A 22,431-nucleotide genomic window follows, 5' to 3' on the forward strand; every position below is an offset into this window, starting at 1 on the left:
TTCTTATGTTCTCCACTTACTTTTGTGGGGCCGCCAGCTTCAGCAAGGCATGGGGGCGTTACGGCGTGCGTAGTACCACCAGGTCACCAGCACACAGCTCAGATAGAAGGCAATGAAGCAATAGAGCGCGGCATCGGGCGATCCGGTCAGTTCCAGCGAGGTGCCGAAGCTCTTGGGGATGAAGAAGCCGCCGTAGGCACCGATTGCGCCGGAGAAGCCCAGCACGGCCGCCGATTCCTTGCCGGCGTCCTGCAATGCCTGCTTCTGCGCGGTGTCACCCTTGCCGGCGGCGTCGCGCTGGCGTTCGGTCAGGAAGATCACGGGAATCATCCGGAACGTCGAGCCGTTACCGATGCCTGTCAGCGCGAACAGCACGATGAACGCCGCCAGGAACGCCTGGAAGCTGCCGCCCTGGCCGTCATGCGGCAGCGCGGCCAGCACGGCGAAGACGGCGGCGATCATGCCGATGAAGGTCCAGAGCGTGACGCGGGCACCGCCGAGCTTGTCCGAGATCCAGCCACCGACCGGGCGCGTCAGGGCGCCGACGAGCGGCCCCAGGAAGGCATAGGCCGTGGGGTTGACGCCGGGGAACTGCGACTTGGTCAGCAGCGCCAGACCGGCCGAGAAACCGATGAACGAACCGAACGTGCCGATGTAGAGCCAGCACATCAGCCAGTTGTGCTTGCGCTGGAAGATCACGGCCTGTTCGGCGAACGATGCGCGCGCGTCGGCGATGTCATTCATGCCGAACCACGCCGCCACCGCCGACACCACGATGAACGGCACCCAGATGAAGCCGGCGTTCTGCAGCCACAGGTTCTGTGTGGCGCCGTTGGCCTGGTAGCTTTGCGGTTCGCCGCCGAGCGCGCCGAACACGGCCAGCGACACCACCAGCGGCGTGACGAACTGCACCACCGAAACCCCGAGGTTGCCGATGCCGGCATTGAGACCGGTGGCCAGGCCCTTCTTCGCCTTGGGGAAGAAGAAGCTGATGTTGGCCATCGACGAGCTGAAGTTGGCGCCACCCAGGCCGCAGAGCAGGGCCAGCACCAGCAGCGTCGGATAGCTGGTGGAAGGGTCACGCAGCGCGATACCCATGCCGAGCGCCGGAATCAGCAGCAGCGCCGTGGAAATGGCGGTGAAGCGGCGGCCGCCGAACACTGGCACCAGGAACGAATAGAAGATGCGCAGCGTGGCGCCCGAGAGGGCCGGAAGGGCGGTCAGCCAGAACAGCTGGTTCTTGGTGAACTGGAAGCCGGCGCGGTCAAGATTGACCGCCACCACGCTCCAGAGCATCCAGATCACGAACGCCAGCATCAGCGCCGGGATCGAGATCCATAAGTTGCGATAGGCAATGCGTTCGCCTTGCGAGCGCCAGAAGGTCGCGTTCTCTGGCTCCCAGCGGGTTAGTACGGAACTGGTCATGATGTGCGAGAAAAGTGGAATCTGTGGGAATGCGGTATCAGGCGGGCTGCGTGGCCTTGCTCAGGGCGGTTGCCTCCGGCTTGGTCCGTGCACGCATTTGTTCCGCGCGATTGCTGTAGTGCATCCAGACCAGGCTCACGCACACCGTGCCGTACATCAGCATGAAGCAGCTGCTGCGGATGCCGGTCAGGTCGGCCAGCGCACCGAACAGGATCGGCAGAATGAAGCCGCCGAGGCCGCCGGCCAGCCCCACCACGCCGGATACGGCGCCGATGTTGTGCGTGAAGTCGTTGGAGATGAACTTGAAGACCGACGCCTTGCCGATGGCGAATGCGATGCCAACCACGAACATCAGGATCGTGAACAGCGTCGGGGTCAGGGCAATATGGAAGCTCTGCGGGCCGTTGACCGTATGGATCACGAAATCGGTCTTCGGATAGCTCAGCAGGAAGAAGGCCACCCAGCTCACCCACATCACCCACCAGGTGGTGCGGTGTGCGCCGTAGCGGTCCGAGATCCAGCCGCCGATGGCGCGCAGCACGCCGCCGGGCAGCGAGAAGCAGGCGGCCAGGAACGCGGCCGTCTTGATGTCGAAGCCGTATTCGCCGATGTAGTACTTGGTCATCCACAGCGCCAGGCCCACGTAGCCGCCAAACACGACCGAGTAGTACTGCGAGTAGCGCCAGACGCGCGGATCGCGCATCACGGCCAGCTGTGCCCGGAAGCTCGTGCCGGAAGTCACACGGTGCGCCGGATTGCTGCGCGAGAACAGCCAGAACACGATGGCGGTCACCAGCATCGCCACCGAATACACCTTTGGCACGATTTCCCAGGTGCCGGCGGTGACGATCAGCACTGGCGCAACGAACTTGGTCAGCGCGGCGCCCGAGTTACCGGCGCCGAAGATGCCCATTGCCAAGCCCTGCCGCGAGCGCGGGAACCAGCGGGCCACGTACGGCGTGCCCACCGAGAACGATCCGCCCGCCAGGCCGACGAACAGGCCCAGCACCAGCAGTTGCCAGAACGTGTGCACGTACGAAATCAGCCAGATCGGGATCACCGTCAGCAGCATCAGCACGAAGAACACGACGCGGCCGCCGTAGCGGTCGGTCCAGATGCCCAGCGGCACGCGGATCAACGATCCGCTCAGGACCGGCGTGGCGGCCAGCAGGCCGAATTCGGTGTCATTGAGGCCCAGCTCGTTCTTGAGCGGAATGCCGAGGACGGCAAACATCATCCAGACGGCAAAGCAGATGGTGAAGGCGAACGTGCTGGACCAGAGGGTGGTCCATGCCCCGGCGGGAGCGGCGTCTACAGACGTAGAAGGGAGTTGAGTTTCGGAGGCCATAGCCATAATCCGGCGTCACGTGGAAGGGTGATGCCAGAGTAGGCGGATGTTGTGTTGGCGACCATTCGCCGGGCGTAGAGGTCTCTTGGGGGAGACTATGCGGGTCGAACTAGTTCGATCGGCATATGCCGCGCACCCGCACGCCGTTTCCGGTCCGATGAGGGCCGTGAGCATTTCGTCGAACGGCTATCCCTACGGCGTTCGATATTCGGCGTGATCGGCAGCTTGAGGTCCCGGCTCAGCGCGGGATAGGGACAGGGGACGGGGCTAAGAATGAATTTGCCGCACGGTACACCGGACCCGGATGGATCATGGCGCGGCGCGCGGCAGGTATCCCCCGGTATGGGCGTCGAGGGATGAGCGGGGAGATGCGGGGGAGAGCGGGGGCCTGGAGGCGGCAGGCGATCGAGCCTGCAAGGCGCCGGGGCGCAGGCCCCGGATATTACGCCGAGGGCGGCGGCACGTAGCCGGCGGCCTGATCGGCGCCTTCGCCGAAGAAATACTTCTCGGTCTGCTTGAGCAGATACTGGCGCGCGCGGACGTCGGCCATGTTCAGGCGGTTTTCATTGATCAGCATCGTTTGGTGCTTGAGCCAGCCGGCCCATGCCTCTTTCGAAACGCTTTGCCAGATCTTCTTGCCGAGATCGCCCGGCAGCGGCGGAAAGTCGAGACCTTCGGCTTCCTTGTTCAGCTTGACGCAATGGACCATGCGGGCCATGAGGGACTCCTTGTTCGTGTGGCCGCTATTGTAGCCAAGCTGGCCGGGGCCGGCGGCGCGAACCGTCGATTGCCCCTGCGGCGTCTGGTGTTTTTGGCGGGGACTACAGCTTTTTCATCAGCACCATCGACTTGCGCTGCCAGTTGTAGAGCTTGCGCTTGTCTTCCGGCAGGTCATCCACGGTGGCGTGCACGAAGCCGCGTTTCAGGAACCAGTGCTCGGTGCGCGTGGTGAGCACGAACAGCCGGTCCAGCCCCAGCGTGCGTGCGCGGCGCTCGATGCGCTTGAGCAGGCGCTCGCCGTCGCCGGTGCCCTGGGCCTCGGCGGATACGGTCAGGCACGCCATCTCGCCCATGTTCTCGCGCGGGAATTCGTAAAGCGCGGCACAACCGAACAGCACGTTGTCGTGCTCGATCACCGAGAACTTGTCGATGTCGCGCTCGATCAGGTGACGGCCACGCGGCACCAGCGTGCCGTCGGCTTCCAGCGGGGCGATCAGTTGCAGGATGCCGCCCACGTCGTCCAGCGTGGCCTCGCGCAGGCTTTCGAGGTCCGTGTCGGACACCATCGTACCCACGCCATCGTGCAGGAACAGTTCCAGCAGCACGGAGCCGTCCAGGTCGAACGGGATCAGGTGGGCGCGCGGGACGCCGCCCTTGAGCGCCTTGACCAGGTGCTGCAGGTAATAGGCCACATCGGGCGGCAGGTGGTTGTTCTGCAGCCGTTCCACGGCCGTGCGCAGCGACATTTCCTTCATCAGCTTGCCCACGGCGTCCGGCACGCCCGACACCTCGGTGATGAAGATCAGCTTGTCGGCCTTGAGTGCGCTGGCCGTGGCGCTGGCCACGTCTTCCATCGACAGATTGAACGCCTGGCCCGTCGGCGAGAACCCCAGGGGCGACAGCAGCACGACCTTGCCGTGCGACAGCGACATGCGCATCGAGTCGTCGTCGATCTTGCGCACCAGGCCGGTGTGCTGGTAGTCCACGCCGTTGACGATGCCGACCGGGCGCGCCGTGATGAAGTTGCCGGACACCACCGAAAGCTGGGCGCCCGCCATCGGCGTGTTGGGCAGGCCCTGGCTGAACGCGGCCTCGATGTCCAGGCGCAGTTCTCCTGCGGCTTCCTTGGCACATTCGAGCGCGGCGTTATCGGTAATCCGGACGCCGTCGGCGTACTGCGACTGCACATTGCGCAGCGCCAGTTGCTCTTCCACCTGCGGACGCGACCCGAACACCAGCACCACATGCATGCCCATCGCGTGCAGCAGGGCCACGTCGTTGACCAGGGCGTTGAGCACGCCGGCCTTGACCAGTTCGCCGCTGAAGGCGATCACAAATGTCTTGCCGCGGAACGTGTGGATGTACGGGGCGACGGCACGCAGCCAGTCGACGAACTGCTGCTGATCCGGGCCGCCATTCTCGACGGATTCGATATCGGCCACGGCCGACGGGATCGGGGTGGCGGGTGCGGCAGCGGGCATGGCGACGGGTGTCTGGTCTAGGGACGCGGGGGCGGCGGCAGGATCGGGGTCCTGCGGTGGGGAGTCGGTTCTGGCGTTCATGCGGCGGATTATAATCCCGGCCAATGTCAGCACAACGCCCCGCCAAATCCGCCCCGGCCAAGCCCGCCGAAGCTACCACCTCCAAGGCCACCCAACATGCCGCTCCGCGCGAGGCGGGTGGCGGCGCGCGGCCGCAAAAACCGTCCCGGCCGCCCCGGCAGGAAGGCGCCCAGCGTCCGCCACAGCCGGAGAGGGATCAGCGCCCCGCGCGTCCAGAGGGCGCCCAGCGTCCGCCGCGTCCGGAGAAGGATCAGCGCCCCGCGCGTCCGGAGGGCGACAAGCGGCCGCCACAGCCGGAGAAGGATCAGCGCCCCGCGCGTCCAGAGGGCGCCCAGCGTGCGCCGCGTCCGGAGAAGGATCAGCGCCCCGCGCATCCGGAGGGCGACAAGCGGCCGCCGCGCCCTGAAGGCGCCCAGCGCCCGCCCCGCGCGCCGCAACCGGCACGCCTGGCCAATCCGCTGCCCGAGATCACGTTCCCGGAAGCGTTGCCGGTTTCCGCGCGGCGCGACGAGATTGCAAAGGCGCTGCTGGCCAACCAGGTGGTGATCGTCTCCGGCGAAACCGGCTCGGGCAAGACCACGCAGCTGCCCAAGATCGCGTTGTCGATCGGACGCGGTCCGGCGCGCGAGGGCAAGCCCGGCGGCGGCCTGATCGGCCACACGCAGCCGCGCCGGATTGCCGCCACTTCCACCGCTAAGCGCATCGCGCAGGAACTGGGTACCCCGGTGGGCGAGCACGTCGGGTACCAGGTGCGGTTCAACGACACGATGTCAGCGGGTGCGTCGGTCAAGCTGATGACCGACGGCATTCTGCTGGCCGAGACGCAGAACGATCCGCTGCTGCGTGCGTACGACACGATCATCATCGACGAGGCGCACGAACGCAGCCTCAACATCGACTTCCTGATCGGCTACCTGCGCGAGATTCTGCCAAAGCGGCCCGACCTGAAGGTCATCATCACGTCGGCCACGATCGACGCCAAGCGCTTTGCCGAGCATTTCGCCAGGGACGGCAAGCCCGCGCCGGTGATCGAAGTCAGCGGACGGCTCTACCCGGTGGAAGTTCGCTACCGGCCGATCCAGGAAGATCAGCCGCCCGGTGCGCAGAACGGCGCACCGCGCTCTGAAAAGGCGAAGGAGCGCGACCTGTACGACGGCATCGTCGACGCCGTGGACGAGCTGTGCCGGCTGGGGTCGGGCGACGTGCTGGTTTTCCTGCCCGGCGAACGCGAGATCCGGGAGGCCGCCGAGGCGCTGCGCAAGCATCACCCGCCGCACACCGAGATCCTGCCGCTGTTTGCGCGGCTGTCCGTGCAGGAGCAGGAGCGTGTGTTCAGGCCGTCGAACGCGCGCCGTATCGTGCTGGCCACCAACGTCGCCGAAACGTCGCTGACCGTGCCCGGCATCCGCTACGTGGTGGATACCGGTCTGGCGCGCGTCAAGCGCTACTCGTACCGTAACAAGGTCGAGCAGCTTCAGATCGAGTCGATCTCGCAGGCCGCGGCCAACCAGCGCGCCGGCCGTTGCGGCCGTGTGGCCGACGGTGTTTGCATCCGCCTGTACGAGGAAAGCGATTTCCTGGGGCGGCCGCGCTTCACTGACCCCGAAATCCTGCGTTCGTCGCTGGCGGCGGTCATTCTGCGCATGAAGGCCTTGCGCCTGACCGACATCGAAGCCTTCCCGTTTATCGAGCCGCCGCTGGGCCGCGCCGTTGCCGACGGCTACCAGCTGCTGCAGGAACTGGGTGCCCTGGACGATGACAACCGCCTGACGGCCATCGGTCGCCAACTGGCCAAGCTGCCGCTGGACCCGCGCGTGGCCCGCATGATTCTGGCGGCGCGCGACCAGCATTGCCTGAAGGAAGTGCTGATCATCGCCAGCGCGCTGTCGGTGCAGGACCCGCGCGAGCGCCCGCAGGAGGCGCAGGAAGCCGCCGACCAGGCCCATCGCAAGTTCATGGACGAGAAGTCCGAATTCCTGGGATGGGTCAAGCTGTGGAAGTGGTTTGAGGAAGCGGTTGCACACAAGAAGACGAACCGGCAGTTGCAGGACCAGTGCCGCAGCCACTTCCTGTCGCATGTGCGCCTGCGCGAATGGCGCGACGTGCATTCGCAACTGCATACAACGGTCAGCGAGCAGGGCTGGCGCCTGAACGAGACCGAGCCGACTTTCGAGCAGGTGCACAAGGCACTGCTGACCGGCTTGCTCGGCAACGTGGGCCTGAAGCTCGACGAGGCCGACGGCAAGGGACGCGAATACCTGGGCGCGCGTGGCATCAAGTTCCACCTGTGGCCCGGATCGCTGATCGCCCGCAAGGTGGGGCGCTGGATTATCGCCGCCGAACTGGTGGAAACCAGCCGTCTGTATGCGCGCACGCTGGCCCGCGTGGAACCCGAGTGGGTGGAGCAGGTGGGCAAGCATCTGCTCAAGGTGAGCTGGAGCGAACCGCACTGGGAGAAAAAGGCGGGCCAGGTGCTGGCGCTGGAGCGCGGCACGCTTTATGGCCTGCCGGTCTACCAGCACCGGCGCGTGGATTTCGGGCCGATGAACCCGACCGAAGCGCGCGAGATCTTTATCCGCAACGCGCTCGTGGAAGGCGAGTTCGATACCCGGCTGCAATTCTTCGCCCATAACCAGCGGCTGGTGCGCGAAATCGAGAACCTGGAACACAAGTCGCGCCGGCAGGACGTTCTGGTCGACGATGTGCTGATCTTCGCGTTCTACGACAAGGCCATCCCGGCGGACATCCATAACCAGGTGGCGTTCGAGAAGTGGTATCAGGCGGAATCGGCCAAGGACCGCAAGCTGCTGTACCTGAACCGCGATGAGCTGATGCGGCACGAGGCGGCCGGCATCACGACCGACCTGTTTCCGAAGATCCTGCCGATCGCCGGCATCGACATGGGTCTGTCGTACCACTTCGAGCCTGGCAGCCACCGCGACGGCGTGACGCTGACCGTGCCGCTGTACGCGCTGAACCAGGTGCGCCCGGAACGCACCGAGTGGCTGGTGCCGGGCATGATCAAGGAGAAGGTGCATCTGCTGCTGAAGTCGTTGCCGCAGAAGCTGCGCCGCCATTGCGTGCCGTTGCCCGACTACGCGGCCGGGTTTGTCGACCGCCAGCCGTTTGGCGAAGGCGACCTGCTCGACGTACTGATTGCCGATGTCCGCGAGCAGACCGGCACGATGATCCGGCGTGCCGACTTCAAGCTGGAAACGCTGTCCGCGCACCACGCCATGAACTTCAAGGTGATCGACGAACACGGTCGCCAGCTGGACATGGGCCGCAATCTCGCGCAACTGCGCGCGGAACTGGGCGGGCAGGCGCAGCAGTCGTTCCAGAACATTGCCGCGCGCGACGTGCCGGCCGCCGAGGCTGGCCAGTACGAGAACCTGACGTCGTGGTCGTTCGGTGAGCTGCCCGAGCTGCTGGAAATCCGCAAGGGCAACCAGACACTGTTCGGCTATCCGGCCCTGGTTGACCGGGGTGACCACTGCGACGTCGAAGTTTTCGACGATCCCCAGGAAGCCGCGCGCATCCACCTGGCGGGCCTGCGCCGGCTCTTTGCGCTGCAACTGCGCGAGCAGGTCAAGTTCATCGAGAAGAACATCCCGAACCTGCAGCAGATGGCGATGCAGTACATGACGCTGGGCACGCAGGAGGAATTGCGCAATCAGATCGTGCTGATGGCGCTGGAACGGGCCTGCCTGCAGGCGCCGCTGCCGCGCAACGAGGCCGAGTTCAACGCGCGCAAGGAAGAGGGCAGGGCGCGGTTGTCGCTGCTGGCCCAGGAAATCGGGCGGCTGGTCGGCTCGATCCTGGCCGAATTCGCCACACTGCCGCGCAAGCTGCTGCAAGCCAAGCCGTTCGGTTCGGCCTTCCAGGATCTGGAAGGCCAGCTGGGCAGGCTGATGACCAAATCGTTCGTGATCGACACGCCGTACATCCAGCTGACGCACTTCCCGCGCTACCTGAAGGGCATGGCGATGCGGGTGGACAAGCTCAAGGGCGATCCGGGCCGGGACAGCCAGCGCGTGCAGGAAATGTCGCCGCTGGTGCAGCAATGGCAACGCGCGGAAAAGCAGATGCGCGCGCAGGGCCGCGGCGCTGCCGACGCCCGGCTCGACGAGTTCCGGTGGATGCTCGAGGAGTTGCGCATCGCACTGTTCGCTCAGGAGCTGCGGACGCCGCAACCGATGTCGGTCAAGCGGCTGCAGAAAGTGTGGGAATCGATGCAGCGCTGACCGGCCGGCGTGCATCGGGCATGGAAAGCGCTGCTCACATGTGTCCAAATGTAAGTAACGCTTAAGATTCTGTGTTTCTCGTCATCGCGGCGGCCGGCCGAAACGTTAGAATGCGCGATTCGTGTAGAAATGGCGGTCTTATGCTCGCATTGCGTCGTGTTGTGGCTGGGGTGGTATCGGTCGGCGCCCTGGGTTTTGCTGTGGCTTCCGGGCCAGTTCAGGCTGAGGTGGTCACCATCCTGAATTCTGGTGATGCCAGCGTCACGTTGATCGACAAGGATACTCAGAAGGTTCTGGAAACCTTCCCGATCGGCAAGGAGCCGCATCACCTGATCGCCACGCCCGACGAAAAGTCGCTGATTGTGGCCAACGCCGTCGGCAACGACCTGGTCTTCCTCGATCCCGTGACCGGCAAGGTGCAACAGCGCGTGCCGAACATCGACGATCCGTACCAGGTGGGCTTCTCGCCGGACCAGAAGTGGTTCATCGCCACCGGCAACCGGCTGGACCGCGTGGATGTCTACCGCTGGGACGGCCATCAGCTCAAGATCGCCAAGCAGTTTCCGCTGCCCAAGACGCCTAGCCATATCGCTTTCACGTCGGACAGCAAGATCGCGTTCATCACGCTGCAGGATTCCAACCAGATCGCCGCGATCGACCTGACCACGCTCAATGTGATGTGGGTCATGGAAGCCGGCTCGGCGCCGGCCGGCATCTGGGTCACCCCGGATCAGAAGTATCTGCTGGTTGGCATGACCGGCGCGGACTACGTTGCCGTGATCGACTGGCGCACCCGCACCGTGGTCAAGCAGATCCAGACCGGCAAGGGCGCGCACAATTTCCGTGCCGTTGGCGACAAGCGCCATCTGTTCCTGACCAACCGCGTATCGGGATCGATCAGCATCATCGACCAGCAGACGCTGTCGAAGGTGGGGGATATCACCGGCCTGCTGCCGGGACCGGATGACATGGAGTTGACCGCCGACGGCAAGACGCTCTGGGTGACGTTCCGCTGGGCGCGCTCGGTGGGCCTGATCGACGTGGCCAGCCGCAAGCTGATAAAGACGATTCGCGTGGGCAAGTCGCCGCACGGCATCTACTTCAAGACCCGGGCACCGCTCTACTGAGGACACCATGCGCAGCCTGACTTCGCGCATTGCCGCACTGGTGCTGGCTTCGGCCGCGGGTGTGGCCGCCGTCGGCGCCACTGCCGCCGAGGCCGGACAGCATCCCGGCACCTGCCGCGCCGGCACGCTGTATCTGACGTTCGACACAGGCAGCATGAGTCAGGCGGAACTGATCGCCCGCACCCTGCGCCGCCACCATATCCGCGCCACGTTCTTCCTGGCCAACGAGCCAACCGTCAACAAGGACAGCTCGCTGGAGCCGGCCTGGGCGCCGTACTGGAAAGCGCTGGCCGCTGACGGCCATGCCTTTGGCACGCATACGTTCGATCACGTGTACCTGCGCGGCGTCAAGAACGGCAAGGTCACGATGCGTCCGCAGTTCGGTGAGCATGCCGGCCGCGACACGGTCATGGACGAGGCATCGTTCTGTGCGGAATTGCGCCGCAGCGCGACGACATTCCAGTCGATGACCGGCCAGCCGATGGTGCCGCTGTGGCGCGCGCCGGGCGGCCGCACCGCGCCGCAGACGCTGGCGTGGGCCGAGCAATGCGGCTTCCGGCATGTCGGCTGGGCGCCGGCGGGATTCCTGGGCGACGAACTGTCGTCGGAGAAATTCCCGAACCAGGCGTTGCTGGACAAGGCCCTGCGAGACCTGCGCGATGGCGATATCACGATGGCACACCTGGGTATCTGGTCGCGCAAGGACCCGTGGGCGCCGGCGGTGCTGGAGCCGCTGATCAGTGGGCTGGAGCAGAAGGGCTTCTGCTTTGCCACCTTGCGCGAGCATCCGCTATACCAGAAGTGGATCTCACAACAAGGGTCGAGGCAGTAATGTGGGACGCATTCACTAACTGGCTCAATCTCTGGGTCGGCCAGATCGAGGCCACGGTGTTTCAGGACGTGATCCTGCCCGTGGTCTACAACCTTGGATTTGGCGGCTACGCGGAAGACGCCTTCACCGGCACCGAATGGCTGCTGGTGGGCATCGTGCAGATTGCCGTGATGGTCCTGATCCTCGGGCCGCTCGAAAAGCTGCGCCCGGTGGAGGCGGTGACCGACCGCGGGGCTATCCGCACCGACATGTTCTATACGGTGATCCACCGTCTTGGGCTGTTCCGGCTGGCGATGTTCTTCCTGCTGGCGCCGCTGATGGATGGCATCGAGGGCCATCTGCGCCTGCTGGGCTGGCAGCGTATCAATGTGGAAGACTGGTGGCCGGCCGTGACATCGATCCCGCTGGTCAGTTTCTTCGTCTATCTGCTGCTGTTCGACCTGCTCGACTACTGGTACCACCGGCTGTCGCATACCTACCGCTGGTGGTGGAGTCTGCATGCGGTGCATCACAGCCAGCAGCAGATGACGCTGTGGAGCGACAACCGCAACCATCTGCTGGACGATATCCTGCGCGATTTCGTTTTTGCCACCGTGGCACTGGCCGTGGGCGTGGAGCCGTCGCAGTACGTGCTGCTGGTGGCGCTGTCGCAATTGCTGCAGAGCCTGCAGCATGCCAACCTGAAGCTGCACTTTGGCTGGCTTGGCGAGCGGCTGCTGGTTTCGCCACGCTTTCACCGCACGCACCACGCGGTGGGCCTGGGGCACGAGAATGCCGGCAAGGCCGGCAAGCCGGTGCGGCTCGGTGGCTGCAACTATGGCGTGATCTTTCCGTGGTGGGACATGCTGTTCCGCACGGCCGTCTTTACCGACGTCTACTATCCCACCGGCATCCGCGACCAGCTGCCGCCGCCCACGGGGCGCGGGCGCAACTATGGCGCGGGCTTCCTGTCCCAGCAATGGCTGGGCATCAAGCGCCTGTTGCGTCTGGGGTGATGGGAACGCCCCTGGGCTGTGCTAGGCTCTGGTGGCTTTCCTGAACTTCTTACTCCTTTCCGCAAGAACGCTGCATGAACGATATTCTTCGCTCGTTTGGGCGCGCCGTGGCCAGTCAGTTCCATCCGCGCATGCTGATGCTGACGGCCATTCCCTTCGTGCTGGCCACGGTGCTGTGGGGCGGCCTGATCTGGTGGGGCTGGGACCCCATCATGGGCGCCGCACGGACGCTGCTGGAAGGGTCCATCTTCACGAGCTGGATCTATTCCATGCTGGACTGGCTGGGGCTGCAGTCGCTGCGCAGCGTGGTGGCGCCGCTGTTTGTGCTGACGCTGGCGATTCCGCTGGTGATCGCGTCGATGCTGATCTTCATCAGCCTGTTCTCGGTGCCCGCCGTGGTGAAGCATCTGGAGCGCAGCTACCCGGACCTGCACAAGGCCCGAGGTGGCAGCATCGCCGGCAGCGTCTTCCAGGCGCTTGGCAATACGCTGATCTTCCTGCTGCTGATCATCGTCACGATGCCGCTGTGGCTGATCCCACCTTTCTTCGCGCTGATTCCGCCGGTGCTTTGGGGCTGGTTGACCTATCGCGTGATGACGTACGATGCATTGTCCGAGCACGCCACGGCGGAGGAGCGCAAGACGCTCATGCGGCGCCATCGCACGCCGCTGCTGATCATCGGAGTGGCCGTGGGCCTGCTCGGGTCGGCGCCGACCTTGCTGTGGGTTTGGTCGGCTGTCATCATCTTCCTGTTTCCGGTCGTGCTGGCCGGCACGCTGTGGCTCTATGTGCTGATCTTCATCTTTTCGGCACTGTGGTTCGGCCATTTCTGCCTGCGCGCGCTGACGGACCTGCGCGCCGAGCGTGCGGCAGCCGCACCGCCATCGCCGACGGGCGACGTCATTGATCTGGCGCCGTCGGATGTGCGCCGCATCGGGCAATCGTGAGCATCAAGACAAGAGGGGAATCATGGGTTTCGGTTTGATCGTCATTGGCGACGAGATCCTTTCCGGACGGCGCGAAGACAAGCACATGCGGCGCGCCATCGAATTCCTGGGCGCGCGCGGATTGGCGCTGGACTGGGCCGAGTACGTCGGCGACGAGCGCGAGCGCATTACCGCCACGCTGCGCCGTACGTTTGCCGGTCCGGACATCGTGTTCTGTACGGGCGGCATCGGCGCGACGCCGGACGACCACACCCGCCAGTGCGCGGCGGCGGCGCTGGGTGTGGATCTGGCACTGCATCCCGAGGCGCGTGAGCAGATCGCGCTGCGCATCGCGGAGAGCGCCAACGGCGACCCGGTCAAGGCAGACCTGAATGCGCCCGAGAACCAACACCGCTTCAAGATGGGCGAATTCCCCGTCGGGTCACGCATCATCCCCAACAGCTACAACCGCATTCCCGGGTTCTCCGTGGCGGATCATCACTTCATGCCGGGCTTTCCCGTGATGGCGTGGCCGATGATGGAATGGGTGCTCGATCACTATTACGCACACCTGTTCCACCTCGATGCGGAGCACTCGCGCGCGTTCTATGTGTTCGAGGCACCCGAGTCGACGCTGACGCCGCTGATGGAGCGGGTGGAAGCCACGTTCCCGGGTATCCGTGTGTTCAGCCTGCCGTCGGTGGGGGATGTCAGCCGTGGCGACCGCCTTGCGCGGCGCCATATCGATCTTGGCGTGAAAGGGCCGGCTGATCTGGTACCGCCGGCCTATGGGATGCTGCTCGATGGCGTCCGCGAGATGGGTTTCGAGATCGTCGAGCAGTAGGGTGCGTTTTCTGCCCCATCCCGCAGGGCGGGATGGGGCGGGGACGAAGGTTCAGGCGCCGTGCCACGGCAGCCCGCGGAAGCACCAGCCTTCCACAGTCTTGCGGTGGTGGTGATCATCGCGCGGGCCTTCAAAACCTTCCAACACATCCATCGCCAGCGTGTAACCGGCTTCCGTTGCCACGCGCGCCGCATGCTTCGAGCGGGCGGCACTGCGGCACAGGAACAGCACTGGGGCGTCCTGCGGCACGCGAGCCTTCAGCTCGGCCACGAAATTCGGGTTCTGCGTGCCACCCGGATAGGTCGACCATTCCACATGCGCAAACTGCTCGTCCGGCAGCGCCACGCCGCCCACCCAGTCCAGTTCGGCCTGGGTGCGGACGTCGACCAGCACGGCCTTCGGGTCGGCCTGCAGCAGGGCATAGGCCTCCTGCGGGGAAAGGGCGCCGTAATAGGCAAGCTGGCCCTGTTGCTGGCGATCGTGGGCGGCCTGAAGAAGCGTGTCTCGGGTAGTCATTGTGAGCGACAGAGTCAATAAGAAAGGCGGACAACCCGGCGGGCTCCTGATGCGACGGCAACAAAGCCGAAACTTCGCTGGGAACCGGCCGGAACCGGCGCTATTCTAGCGCCCGGCCGTTGCGAACGGACCGAAAAATGGCCGCCAACCGAATGCCTCGTTTTGGTGCTGAATCGACGACCAGGCACTGAAACGGTGCTGGTACTTGAATCGTGCACCATATTGGTGTTTGATAGTTGGCAGGCAAGGCGACCTGCGCCAATCGGGCGTGCTGGCATCAGGGCTGGGCGCAAGATTGCATGCAATCCGTATACCCCGTGGCGGTGCGGACTTGCGCGCAGATGCACGTTTTTCGGGAAGTCTGTGCGATTGGCGGACCTAATGGGATCGGCGTTGGCACGCTTTCTGCTAACATCCCACGTCCCTTTTGGGGTGGCCAGATCGGCAGGTCCGGAGGTCGCACCAACAATGGCTTTCTCAGACACAGCCTCGAATTTCCAGGAGATAGGCATGGCGCAGAGCGTTGCAGATGTGATGAAGCTCGTGAAGGAAAACGACGTCAAGTTCGTCGATTTCCGTTTCACGGATACCAAGGGCAAAGAACAGCACGTGTCGGTTCCGACGTCGCACTTCGATGAAGACAAGTTCGAAAGCGGCCACGCCTTTGACGGTTCGTCCATCGCCGGCTGGAAGGGTATCGAAGCGTCGGACATGCTGCTGATGCCGGATTCGGGTACCGCCTTCATCGACCCGTTCTATGAAGAACCGACCCTGGTCCTGACCTGCGACGTAATCGAGCCGTCGGATGGCAAGGGCTACGACCGTGACCCGCGCTCGATCGCCAAGCGCGCCGAGGCCTACCTGAAGAGCACCGGCCTGGGCGACACCGCCTTCTTCGGTCCGGAACCCGAATTCTTCATCTTCGACGGCGTGACCTGGAACATCGACATGCAGGGCTGCTCGGTGAAGATCCAGTCGGAAGAAGCACCGTGGTCGTCGGGCAAGGAATTCGAGCACGGCAACAGCGGTCACCGTCCGGGCAAGAAGGGCGGCTACTTCCCGGTTGCCCCGATCGACACGTTCCAGGACATGCGTTCGGAAATGTGCCTGATTCTGGAATCGCTGGGCATTCCGGTTGAAGTGCACCACCACGAAGTGGCTGGCCAGGGCCAGAACGAAATCGGTACGCGGTTCAGCACGCTGGTGCAGCGCGCCGACTGGACGCAGCTGCAGAAGTACGTGATCCAGAACGTTGCGCACACCTACGGCAAGACCGCCACGTTCATGCCGAAGCCGGTCGTGGGCGACAACGGTTCGGGCATGCACGTTCACCAGTCCGTGTGGAAGGATGGCCAGAACCTGTTCGCAGGCAACGGCTACGCCGGTCTGTCGGAATTCGCGCTGTACTACATCGGCGGCATCATCAAGCACGCTCGCGCGCTGAACGCCATCACCAACCCGGGCACGAACTCGTACAAGCGTCTGGTTCCGGGCTTCGAAGCTCCGGTTAAGCTGGCTTACTCGGCCCGCAACCGCTCGGCCTCGATCCGTATTCCGTACGTTGCGAACCCGAAGGGCCGCCGTATCGAAACGCGTTTCCCGGATCCGCTGATGAACCCGTACCTGGGCTTCTCGGCGCTGCTGATGGCCGGTCTGGACGGCGTGATGAACAAGATCCACCCGGGCGAAGCTGCCGACAAGAACCTGTACGACCTGCCGCCGGAAGAAGACGCAAAGATCCCGACCGTCTGCTCGAGCCTCGACCAGTCGCTGGAGTACCTGGACAACGACCGTGAGTTCCTGACCCGCGGTGGTGTGTTCTCGAACTCGATGATCGATGCGTACATCGAACTCAAGATGGAAGAAGTCACGCGTTTCCGCATGACGACTCACCCGATCGAGTTCGACATGTACTACTCGCTGTAAAGCGAGAAGTGAGTTGCCAGGTTGTGACCGGGCAACAGTTGCACCAGGAAGGGGCGGCTTCGGCTGTCCCTTTTTGTTTTGGAGCGACGTTGATCGCTAGAATGGGGCTCTTTCCCTAACCTTACCGTCGGTGTTCATGAAAGCGATTTCGAGCAAGGTATTGAGCATGGCCGGCAGCGCGCTGCCGCACCAAATGCGTGTGGGTTTCCCCATTCTGGTGACGATGGCAGCGGTGGCGCTGAGCGTCTGGGCCGCGCCCGCGGCGGCGCAATCGTCTGACGTGTACATGTGCAAGGGCGCCAACGGCGTGCCCGAGTATCGCAACGGCAATCCTGGCAACAGCAAGGACTGCAAAAGGCTCAACCTGCCCGATGTGGTGACCGTACCGGGTGGCCGTACCGGCGGCGGCACGGTGACGTCCGGCGCGAAGCCGGCGGCCGCGTCTCCCGCTGCGTTCCCGCGCGTGGACGGCGCCACGCAGAAGAACCGCGACAGCGAGCGCCGCTCGGTGCTGGAGCAGGAACTGCAGTCCGAGGAAGCGAAGCTGGCCGGGTTGCGCGCCGAGTACAACAACGGCGAACCCGAACGCCAGGGTGGCGAGCGCAACTATCAAAAGTATCTGGATCGCACGGCACGGCTGCGTGATGATGTTGCTCGCAGTGAAGCCAATGTGGCATCGCTTCGGCGAGAACTGTCGAATTTGAAGGATTGAAACCAATGCGTCGCCTGATTCGCGGAGTTTCGCGCAAGGTCACCGGAGCGGACCGCAAGCCGGATGCGCCTGAACCGGACGCCGACATCCTGCCCTTGGGCGACGTGGCTTTTCATCCTGGCCTCGATGTCGTGGCCAACCCCGTGCTGCTGGTGCGCCAGCCGGGGCTGCAAGTGGTCTACGCCAATCCCGCCGCCGAGGCCACCTTTGCCATGTCGCGCAAGGCGATGGTGGAGTTGACGCTACCGGATCTGTTCGGCACGTCCGAAGAACTGGACACGATGATCGAGACGGTCATTGCCCGCCAGGTGGACGTGCGCCGGCAGGACCTTGTGCTGCGCCCGCCGCTGCAGGAGCCGATGCATGCGCACGTTGTGGTGGGTGGCATCGAAGGGTTTTCGAGCACGGTGCTGGTCGAGATTCTGCTCAATGAACAGAAGGTGCGCAGCGACCGCGAGGAACGCCTGATAGACCTGACCTCGGCCAACAAGGAACTGATCCGCAATCTGGCGCACGAGATCAAGAACCCGCTGGGCGGCATTCGCGGGGCAGCGCAGCTGCTCGAGTTCGAGTTGTCCGAGCGGGCGCTGCGCGAGTACACGCAGGTGATCATCAAGGAGTCGGACCGTCTGCAGACGCTGGTGGACCGTCTGCTGGAACCGCACCGGCACCCGCACATCGTCTCCGAGCTCAATATCCACGAGGTGCTGGAGCGCGTGCGCTCGGTGGTGCTGGCGGAATTCCCGAACGGTCTGGATATCGTGCGCGACTACGATGCCAGTCTGCCGGAGCTGCGTGGCGACATGGAGCAGCTGATTCAGGCCGTCCTGAACATCGTCCATAACGCCGCGCAGGCGCTGCACGAGCGGATTTCCCAGGGCGACGCGCAGATCGTTTTGCGTACCAGGGTGGCGCGCCAGGTGACAATTGCCAAGCGACTGTACAAGCTGGCATTGGACTTGCATGTGATAGACAACGGCCCGGGCATCCCCGAGGACATTCGCGAACGCATCTTCTATCCGCTGGTGTCGGGGAGGGATGGCGGTAGCGGTCTCGGTCTCACACTCGCTCAAACCTTCGTGCAGCAGCACGAGGGCTTGATCGAATGCGAGAGCCGGCCGGGCTGTACCGACTTCCGTATCCTGCTGCCCCTGCACTGAGCGTCGATCGATGCATTGACGGGTCCGGCGAGGCGATCCAGTGGGACACACGGGAGACCACATGACACCGAGCAGACAAGCGACGCACATGAAGCCGATCTGGATAGTCGACGACGATCAATCAATCCGCTGGGTCCTCGAAAAGGCCCTTGCACGTGAAAGCCTGCTCTCTCGCAGTTTTACCAATGTGCGCGACGTGCTCGCGGCATTGGAAGAGGATGAGCCGCAAGTCCTGATTTCCGATATCCGCATGCCTGGCGGATCGGGGCTGGACCTGCTGCAGGCAATCAAGGCGCGCCATCCCGGGCTGCCGGTCATCGTCATGACCGCGTACTCGGACCTGGATAGTGCCGTGGCGGCCTTTCAGGGCGGCGCATTCGAATACCTCGCCAAGCCGTTCGACGTCGACAAGGCCGTCGAGCTGATCCGCCGCGCGCTGGAAGAAAGCCTGCGCGAGGAGGAAATGGACGACCGGCTGGTCGATGCGCCCGAGATTCTGGGCCAGGCCCCGGCCATGCAGGACGTGTTCCGCGCTATCGGCCGCCTGTCGCAATCGAACGTGACGGTGATGATTACCGGTGAGTCCGGTACCGGCAAGGAACTGGTGGCGCGTGCGCTGCACAAGCACAGCCCGCGCGCCAACGGCCCGTTCATCGCGCTGAACACGGCGGCGATTCCAAAGGACCTGCTTGAATCGGAATTGTTCGGCCATGAGCGCGGCGCGTTCACGGGCGCGCAGACCATGCGTCGCGGCCGCTTCGAGCAGGCCGAGGGCGGCACGCTGTTCCTCGATGAAATCGGCGACATGCCATTCGATCTGCAGACGCGGCTGTTGCGCGTGCTGTCGGACGGCAACTTCTATCGCGTGGGTGGTCACAATCCGCTGCGCGCCAATGTGCGCGTCATCGCGGCGACCCACCAGAACCTGGAAACCCGTGTCAAGGAAGGGCTGTTCCGTGAGGACTTGTTCCACCGCCTGAACGTGATTCGGCTGCGCCTGCCGCCGCTGCGCGAACGGCCCGAGGACATCACGCTGCTGGCCCGTCATTTCCTGCAGAAGAGCGCCAAGGAGCTGGGCGTCGAGCCCAAGCGCATGTCCGACGACGCGCTGACTTATGTCAGCACGCTGCCGTTCCCGGGTAACGTCCGCCAGCTGGAGAACCTCTGTAACTGGCTGACCGTCATGGCGCCGGCGCAGACCATCGAAGTCAAGGACCTGCCGCGCGAGATGATCGAGACGGGGCATGGCGAGAGTCAGTCGGCATCGCGTCCCCTTGCAGCCGAGCAGAGGACGGCCGGTGACTATGACGCGCTGGAAACGTCCGACTACAGTATGGGCGTGCCTGGCGGCGATGGCGACACGATGGTCGCAACCCGTCCGCCGATGGTGGCATCGTCACCGGCGGTGGCATCCGCTTATGCAGCGGCAGCGGTTACGCAGAGCTGGGAAAGCCTGCTGGCTGGCGAAGCGAAGTCGATGCTGGAGTCGGGGCAGCCGGAAGTCATGGACGCGCTGACGCGCCGCTTCGAAAAGGCCGTGCTGGAGGCCGCGCTGGGCGTCACGCGCGGCCGTCGCGTGGAAGCGGCCACTCGCCTTGGCATCGGCCGGAACACGATCACGCGGAAGCTGCAGGAACTGGGCTTCGATTAAGACCGCGGATATCGGTTTCCCCTCTCCTATGTGTCAGGTCTACACACATGCGCTGGGAGAGGGGGCGACAATCAGATAGTTAAACGCCGCGCGCCCTCAGCACGCTTTCCGCCATCTCCGCAAATCCCTCCCCACCGGCTGCGTTCGTGATGTAGGCCGGCTTCACTGGAAGTTTGTCCAGAATCTCGCGCACATTGGCCACGCCCACCGATAGCGGAAAGTGGCCAAACATTGCGACGTCATTGGCTGAGTCGCCAATGAACAGCCATTCGTCGCGTTGTGCGTCGATATCGTTTCCGAGCAATTCCTCTACACACAGTCGGCTCATCGACAGCTTGTCGTGATGGCCGAACCAGCCGTTCACATGGATCGAGCTGACGGTGGCCGTCATGCCGGCGCTGCGCATGATGGCGACGATGCGATCGACCGACGACTGCGGCAGCGGCGCAACATCTTCGGCATGGTCGATCGCCAGGTCGGCGGCGTGCCATGCCTGATCCGAGGCCAGCGCGCAGCCGGGTACTTCCCTCAGGATTTCCTGGCCTAGCGCGTGAATGCGGAACAGGTTCGCCTCGCGCGTGGCAGCATCGTCCAGAAAACGGGTGGTGAGTTTGTTGTCGACGAGATGGGAATAGAACGCACCGTTTTCGCCGATGATCGCGTCTACCGGCCAGAGCCTCGTGAGGATTTCCGCCCACGCGATGCAACGCCCCGTGACCGGGATCACGTGCAGGCCGGCGCGTTTCAGGCGGTCCAGCGCCACGTAGGCGACGGCGGGCAATTGGCCGTCGGTGGTCAGAGTGCCGTCGATATCGGTCAGGATGCCGCGCACGCGGCGCAGCGCGCTGTCGGGCAGCGCCGAGAAGGGCGTGGGAAGAGTCGGTACGGTCATGGCCGGGGATTGTAGCCCTGGCGGCGGTCGCCTGCCTGTCGCCTTTGCCTGTCGTCAATATGCTGCAACATTCTCTTTAGCAAGGGCGGGTTTGCCCGCTGTTCGGTGACAAAAGAGCGGCGTAACATGCCTGTCACAAAAAATGCATACAGTCGGTCGCTTTTTCAAAAAAATCGTTGGACCGAATAGCCTTAGGAGAAATGCCCATGTCTTTTCCGCGCTTTGCGATGAAGTTCGCCGCCGTGGCCAGCCTGGCCCTGGCCGGCACGGCCCACGCAGCCGTCGAGATCCAGTGGTGGCACGCCATGCAGGGCGCGCTGAACGACAAGGTCAACGAGATCGCCAACAAGTTCAACGCCAGCCAGTCCGATTACAAGATCGTGCCGGTGAACAAGGGCAACTACGACGAGACGATGGCCGCCGGCATCGCGGCATTCCGCGCGGGCGGCGCACCGGCCATCCTGCAGGTGTTTGAAGTGGGCACGGCCACGATGATGAGCGCCAAGGGCGCCATCAAGCCGGTGTCCGTCGTCATGAAGGAATCCGGCGAGAAGTTCGATCAGAAGGCCTACATCCCGGCCGTGGCGGGTTACTACACCTCGTCGAAGGGCGAGATGCTGTCGTTCCCGTTCAACAGCTCGACGACTGTCTTCTATTACAACAAGGACGCCTTCAAGAAGGCTGGCCTGTCGGCGCCGCCGAAGACCTGGCCGGAAGTAATGCAGTACTCGGCCAAGCTCAAGGCGGCCGGCAGCAGCTGCGCCTACACCACCGACTGGCAGAGCTGGGTCCACCTGGAAAGCTTCTCGGCCTGGCACAACACGCTGTTCGCAACCAAGAACAACGGCTTTGGCGGTACCGATGCGCGCCTGGTGTTCAACAGCCCGCTGCACGTGAAGCACATCACGAACCTGCAGGAGATGGTCAAGAAGGGCTACTTCAGCTACGGCGGCCGCAAGTCGGAGTCGCAGGCCAAGTTCTACAACGGCGAGTGCGCGATGTTCACGGGCTCGTCGGCATCGCTGGCCAACATTCGCAAGAACGCCAAGTTCCAGTTTGGCGTTTCGCAACTGCCGTACTACGCTGACGTCCAGGGCGCTCCGCAAAACACGATCATCGGCGGCGCGTCGCTGTGGGTGATGGGCGGCAAGAAGGCCGACGAATACAAGGGCGTGGCCAAGTTCTTCACGTTCCTGTCGCAGCCGGAAATCCAGTCGGACTGGCACCAGGCCACCGGCTACCTGCCGGTCACGATGGCCGCCTATGAGCTGACCAAGAAGTCGGGCTACTACGACAAGAATCCGGGCGCCGATGTGTCGGTCGAGCAGATGGTCGTGAAGACGACGGACAAGTCGCGCGGCGTGCGCCTGGGCAACCTGGTGCAGATCCGCACGATCGTCGACGAGGAACTCGAGTCGGTGTGGGCTGGCAAGAAGGAGCCGAAGGCAGCGCTGGATGCGGCGGTGGCCCGCGGTAACGAGCAGCTCGAGCGCTTCCAGAAGACCGCGCGCGAATAAGCACTGTTTTTGCGGGACCTGAAGCGGGCGGCGG

Annotated in this window: 17 protein-coding genes; 11 read left to right on the top strand and 6 right to left on the bottom strand. The window is 64.1% G+C overall.

Going from position 1 to position 22,431, the window contains the following annotated elements; translation table 11 throughout:
- Nucleotides 1-39: 39 nt before the first annotated feature.
- The 4 genes from AC3FLX_RS16290 to argA all read right to left on the bottom strand — a co-directional run bounded on the left by AC3FLX_RS16290 (nucleotide 40) and on the right by argA (nucleotide 5,055).
- Nucleotides 40-1,425 carry a NarK family nitrate/nitrite MFS transporter gene (locus AC3FLX_RS16290; RefSeq protein ID WP_488698176.1) on the bottom strand — a complete coding sequence of 462 codons (1,386 nt, stop codon included), beginning with the start codon at nucleotides 1,423-1,425 and terminating at the stop codon, nucleotides 40-42.
- A 37-nt stretch (nucleotides 1,426-1,462) separates the two neighbouring features.
- The gene (locus AC3FLX_RS16295) at nucleotides 1,463-2,779 is read right to left on the bottom strand and encodes an MFS transporter (RefSeq protein ID WP_488698178.1); all 1,317 of its coding nucleotides are present in this window, start codon (nucleotides 2,777-2,779) and stop codon (nucleotides 1,463-1,465) included.
- Between the two features lie 436 nt (nucleotides 2,780-3,215).
- Nucleotides 3,216-3,491, bottom strand: coding sequence for an oxidative damage protection protein (locus AC3FLX_RS16300; RefSeq protein WP_066733742.1), 276 nt, complete (start codon nucleotides 3,489-3,491; stop codon nucleotides 3,216-3,218).
- 103 nt (nucleotides 3,492-3,594) lie between these two features.
- The gene (argA, locus tag AC3FLX_RS16305; RefSeq protein WP_488698179.1) at nucleotides 3,595-5,055 is read right to left on the bottom strand and encodes an amino-acid N-acetyltransferase; all 1,461 of its coding nucleotides are present in this window, start codon (nucleotides 5,053-5,055) and stop codon (nucleotides 3,595-3,597) included.
- Nucleotides 5,056-5,078: 23 nt separating this feature from the next.
- Here argA and hrpA point away from each other — a divergent pair, with 23 nt between their 5' ends.
- The 6 genes from hrpA (at nucleotide 5,079) to AC3FLX_RS16335 (ending at nucleotide 14,023) form a co-directional block, all read left to right on the top strand.
- Complete coding sequence (hrpA, locus tag AC3FLX_RS16310) at nucleotides 5,079-9,299, top strand: ATP-dependent RNA helicase HrpA (protein ID WP_488698181.1); 4,221 nt, start codon at nucleotides 5,079-5,081, stop codon at nucleotides 9,297-9,299.
- 140 nt (nucleotides 9,300-9,439) lie between these two features.
- On the top strand, nucleotides 9,440-10,426 hold the full coding sequence (locus tag AC3FLX_RS16315) for a YVTN family beta-propeller repeat protein (RefSeq protein ID WP_488698182.1): 987 nt from the start codon (nucleotides 9,440-9,442) through the stop codon (nucleotides 10,424-10,426).
- Between the two features lie 7 nt (nucleotides 10,427-10,433).
- Nucleotides 10,434-11,258 (top strand): polysaccharide deacetylase family protein, encoded by an 825-nt coding sequence (locus tag AC3FLX_RS16320; protein ID WP_488698184.1) that lies wholly within the window; start codon nucleotides 10,434-10,436, stop codon nucleotides 11,256-11,258.
- The gene (locus tag AC3FLX_RS16325; protein WP_488698186.1) at nucleotides 11,258-12,253 is read left to right on the top strand and encodes a sterol desaturase family protein; all 996 of its coding nucleotides are present in this window, start codon (nucleotides 11,258-11,260) and stop codon (nucleotides 12,251-12,253) included. The genes AC3FLX_RS16320 and AC3FLX_RS16325 overlap by 1 nt, the downstream gene beginning before the upstream one ends.
- A gap of 74 nt (nucleotides 12,254-12,327) precedes the next feature.
- A complete protein-coding gene (locus tag AC3FLX_RS16330; RefSeq protein ID WP_488698188.1) occupies nucleotides 12,328-13,200 on the top strand; it encodes an EI24 domain-containing protein in 873 nt (290 codons plus the stop codon).
- A gap of 22 nt (nucleotides 13,201-13,222) precedes the next feature.
- Nucleotides 13,223-14,023, top strand: coding sequence for a competence/damage-inducible protein A (locus AC3FLX_RS16335; RefSeq protein WP_488698190.1), 801 nt, complete (start codon nucleotides 13,223-13,225; stop codon nucleotides 14,021-14,023).
- Between the two features lie 51 nt (nucleotides 14,024-14,074).
- On the opposite strand, the gene AC3FLX_RS16340 is transcribed toward AC3FLX_RS16335, so the two are convergent.
- Nucleotides 14,075-14,539 (bottom strand): rhodanese-like domain-containing protein, encoded by a 465-nt coding sequence (locus AC3FLX_RS16340; RefSeq protein ID WP_488698192.1) that lies wholly within the window; start codon nucleotides 14,537-14,539, stop codon nucleotides 14,075-14,077.
- Between the two features lie 510 nt (nucleotides 14,540-15,049).
- Between AC3FLX_RS16340 and AC3FLX_RS16345 the strand changes: the two genes are divergently transcribed.
- The 4 genes from AC3FLX_RS16345 to ntrC all read left to right on the top strand — a co-directional run bounded on the left by AC3FLX_RS16345 (nucleotide 15,050) and on the right by ntrC (nucleotide 19,988).
- Nucleotides 15,050-16,465, top strand: a complete 1,416-nt coding sequence (locus tag AC3FLX_RS16345) for a 3-hydroxylaminophenol mutase (RefSeq protein ID WP_488698193.1) — start codon at nucleotides 15,050-15,052, stop codon at nucleotides 16,463-16,465.
- A gap of 136 nt (nucleotides 16,466-16,601) precedes the next feature.
- On the top strand, nucleotides 16,602-17,177 hold the full coding sequence (locus tag AC3FLX_RS16350; protein ID WP_488698194.1) for a DUF4124 domain-containing protein: 576 nt from the start codon (nucleotides 16,602-16,604) through the stop codon (nucleotides 17,175-17,177).
- Between the two features lie 5 nt (nucleotides 17,178-17,182).
- On the top strand, nucleotides 17,183-18,337 hold the full coding sequence (glnL, locus tag AC3FLX_RS16355; RefSeq protein ID WP_488698196.1) for a nitrogen regulation protein NR(II): 1,155 nt from the start codon (nucleotides 17,183-17,185) through the stop codon (nucleotides 18,335-18,337).
- An 88-nt stretch (nucleotides 18,338-18,425) separates the two neighbouring features.
- Nucleotides 18,426-19,988, top strand: coding sequence for a nitrogen regulation protein NR(I) (gene ntrC / locus AC3FLX_RS16360; protein WP_488698372.1), 1,563 nt, complete (start codon nucleotides 18,426-18,428; stop codon nucleotides 19,986-19,988).
- A 79-nt stretch (nucleotides 19,989-20,067) separates the two neighbouring features.
- On the opposite strand, the gene AC3FLX_RS16365 is transcribed toward ntrC, so the two are convergent.
- Entirely contained in the window at nucleotides 20,068-20,880 is an 813-nt protein-coding gene (locus AC3FLX_RS16365) for an HAD-IIB family hydrolase (protein WP_488698198.1), read from the bottom strand.
- A gap of 206 nt (nucleotides 20,881-21,086) precedes the next feature.
- On the opposite strand from AC3FLX_RS16365, the gene ugpB reads away from it, so the two are divergent.
- Nucleotides 21,087-22,397, top strand: coding sequence for a sn-glycerol-3-phosphate ABC transporter substrate-binding protein UgpB (gene ugpB / locus AC3FLX_RS16370; protein WP_488698200.1), 1,311 nt, complete (start codon nucleotides 21,087-21,089; stop codon nucleotides 22,395-22,397).
- Nucleotides 22,398-22,431: the final 34 nt, after the last annotated feature.

The organism is Cupriavidus sp. 291-E7 (assembly GCF_057798835.1).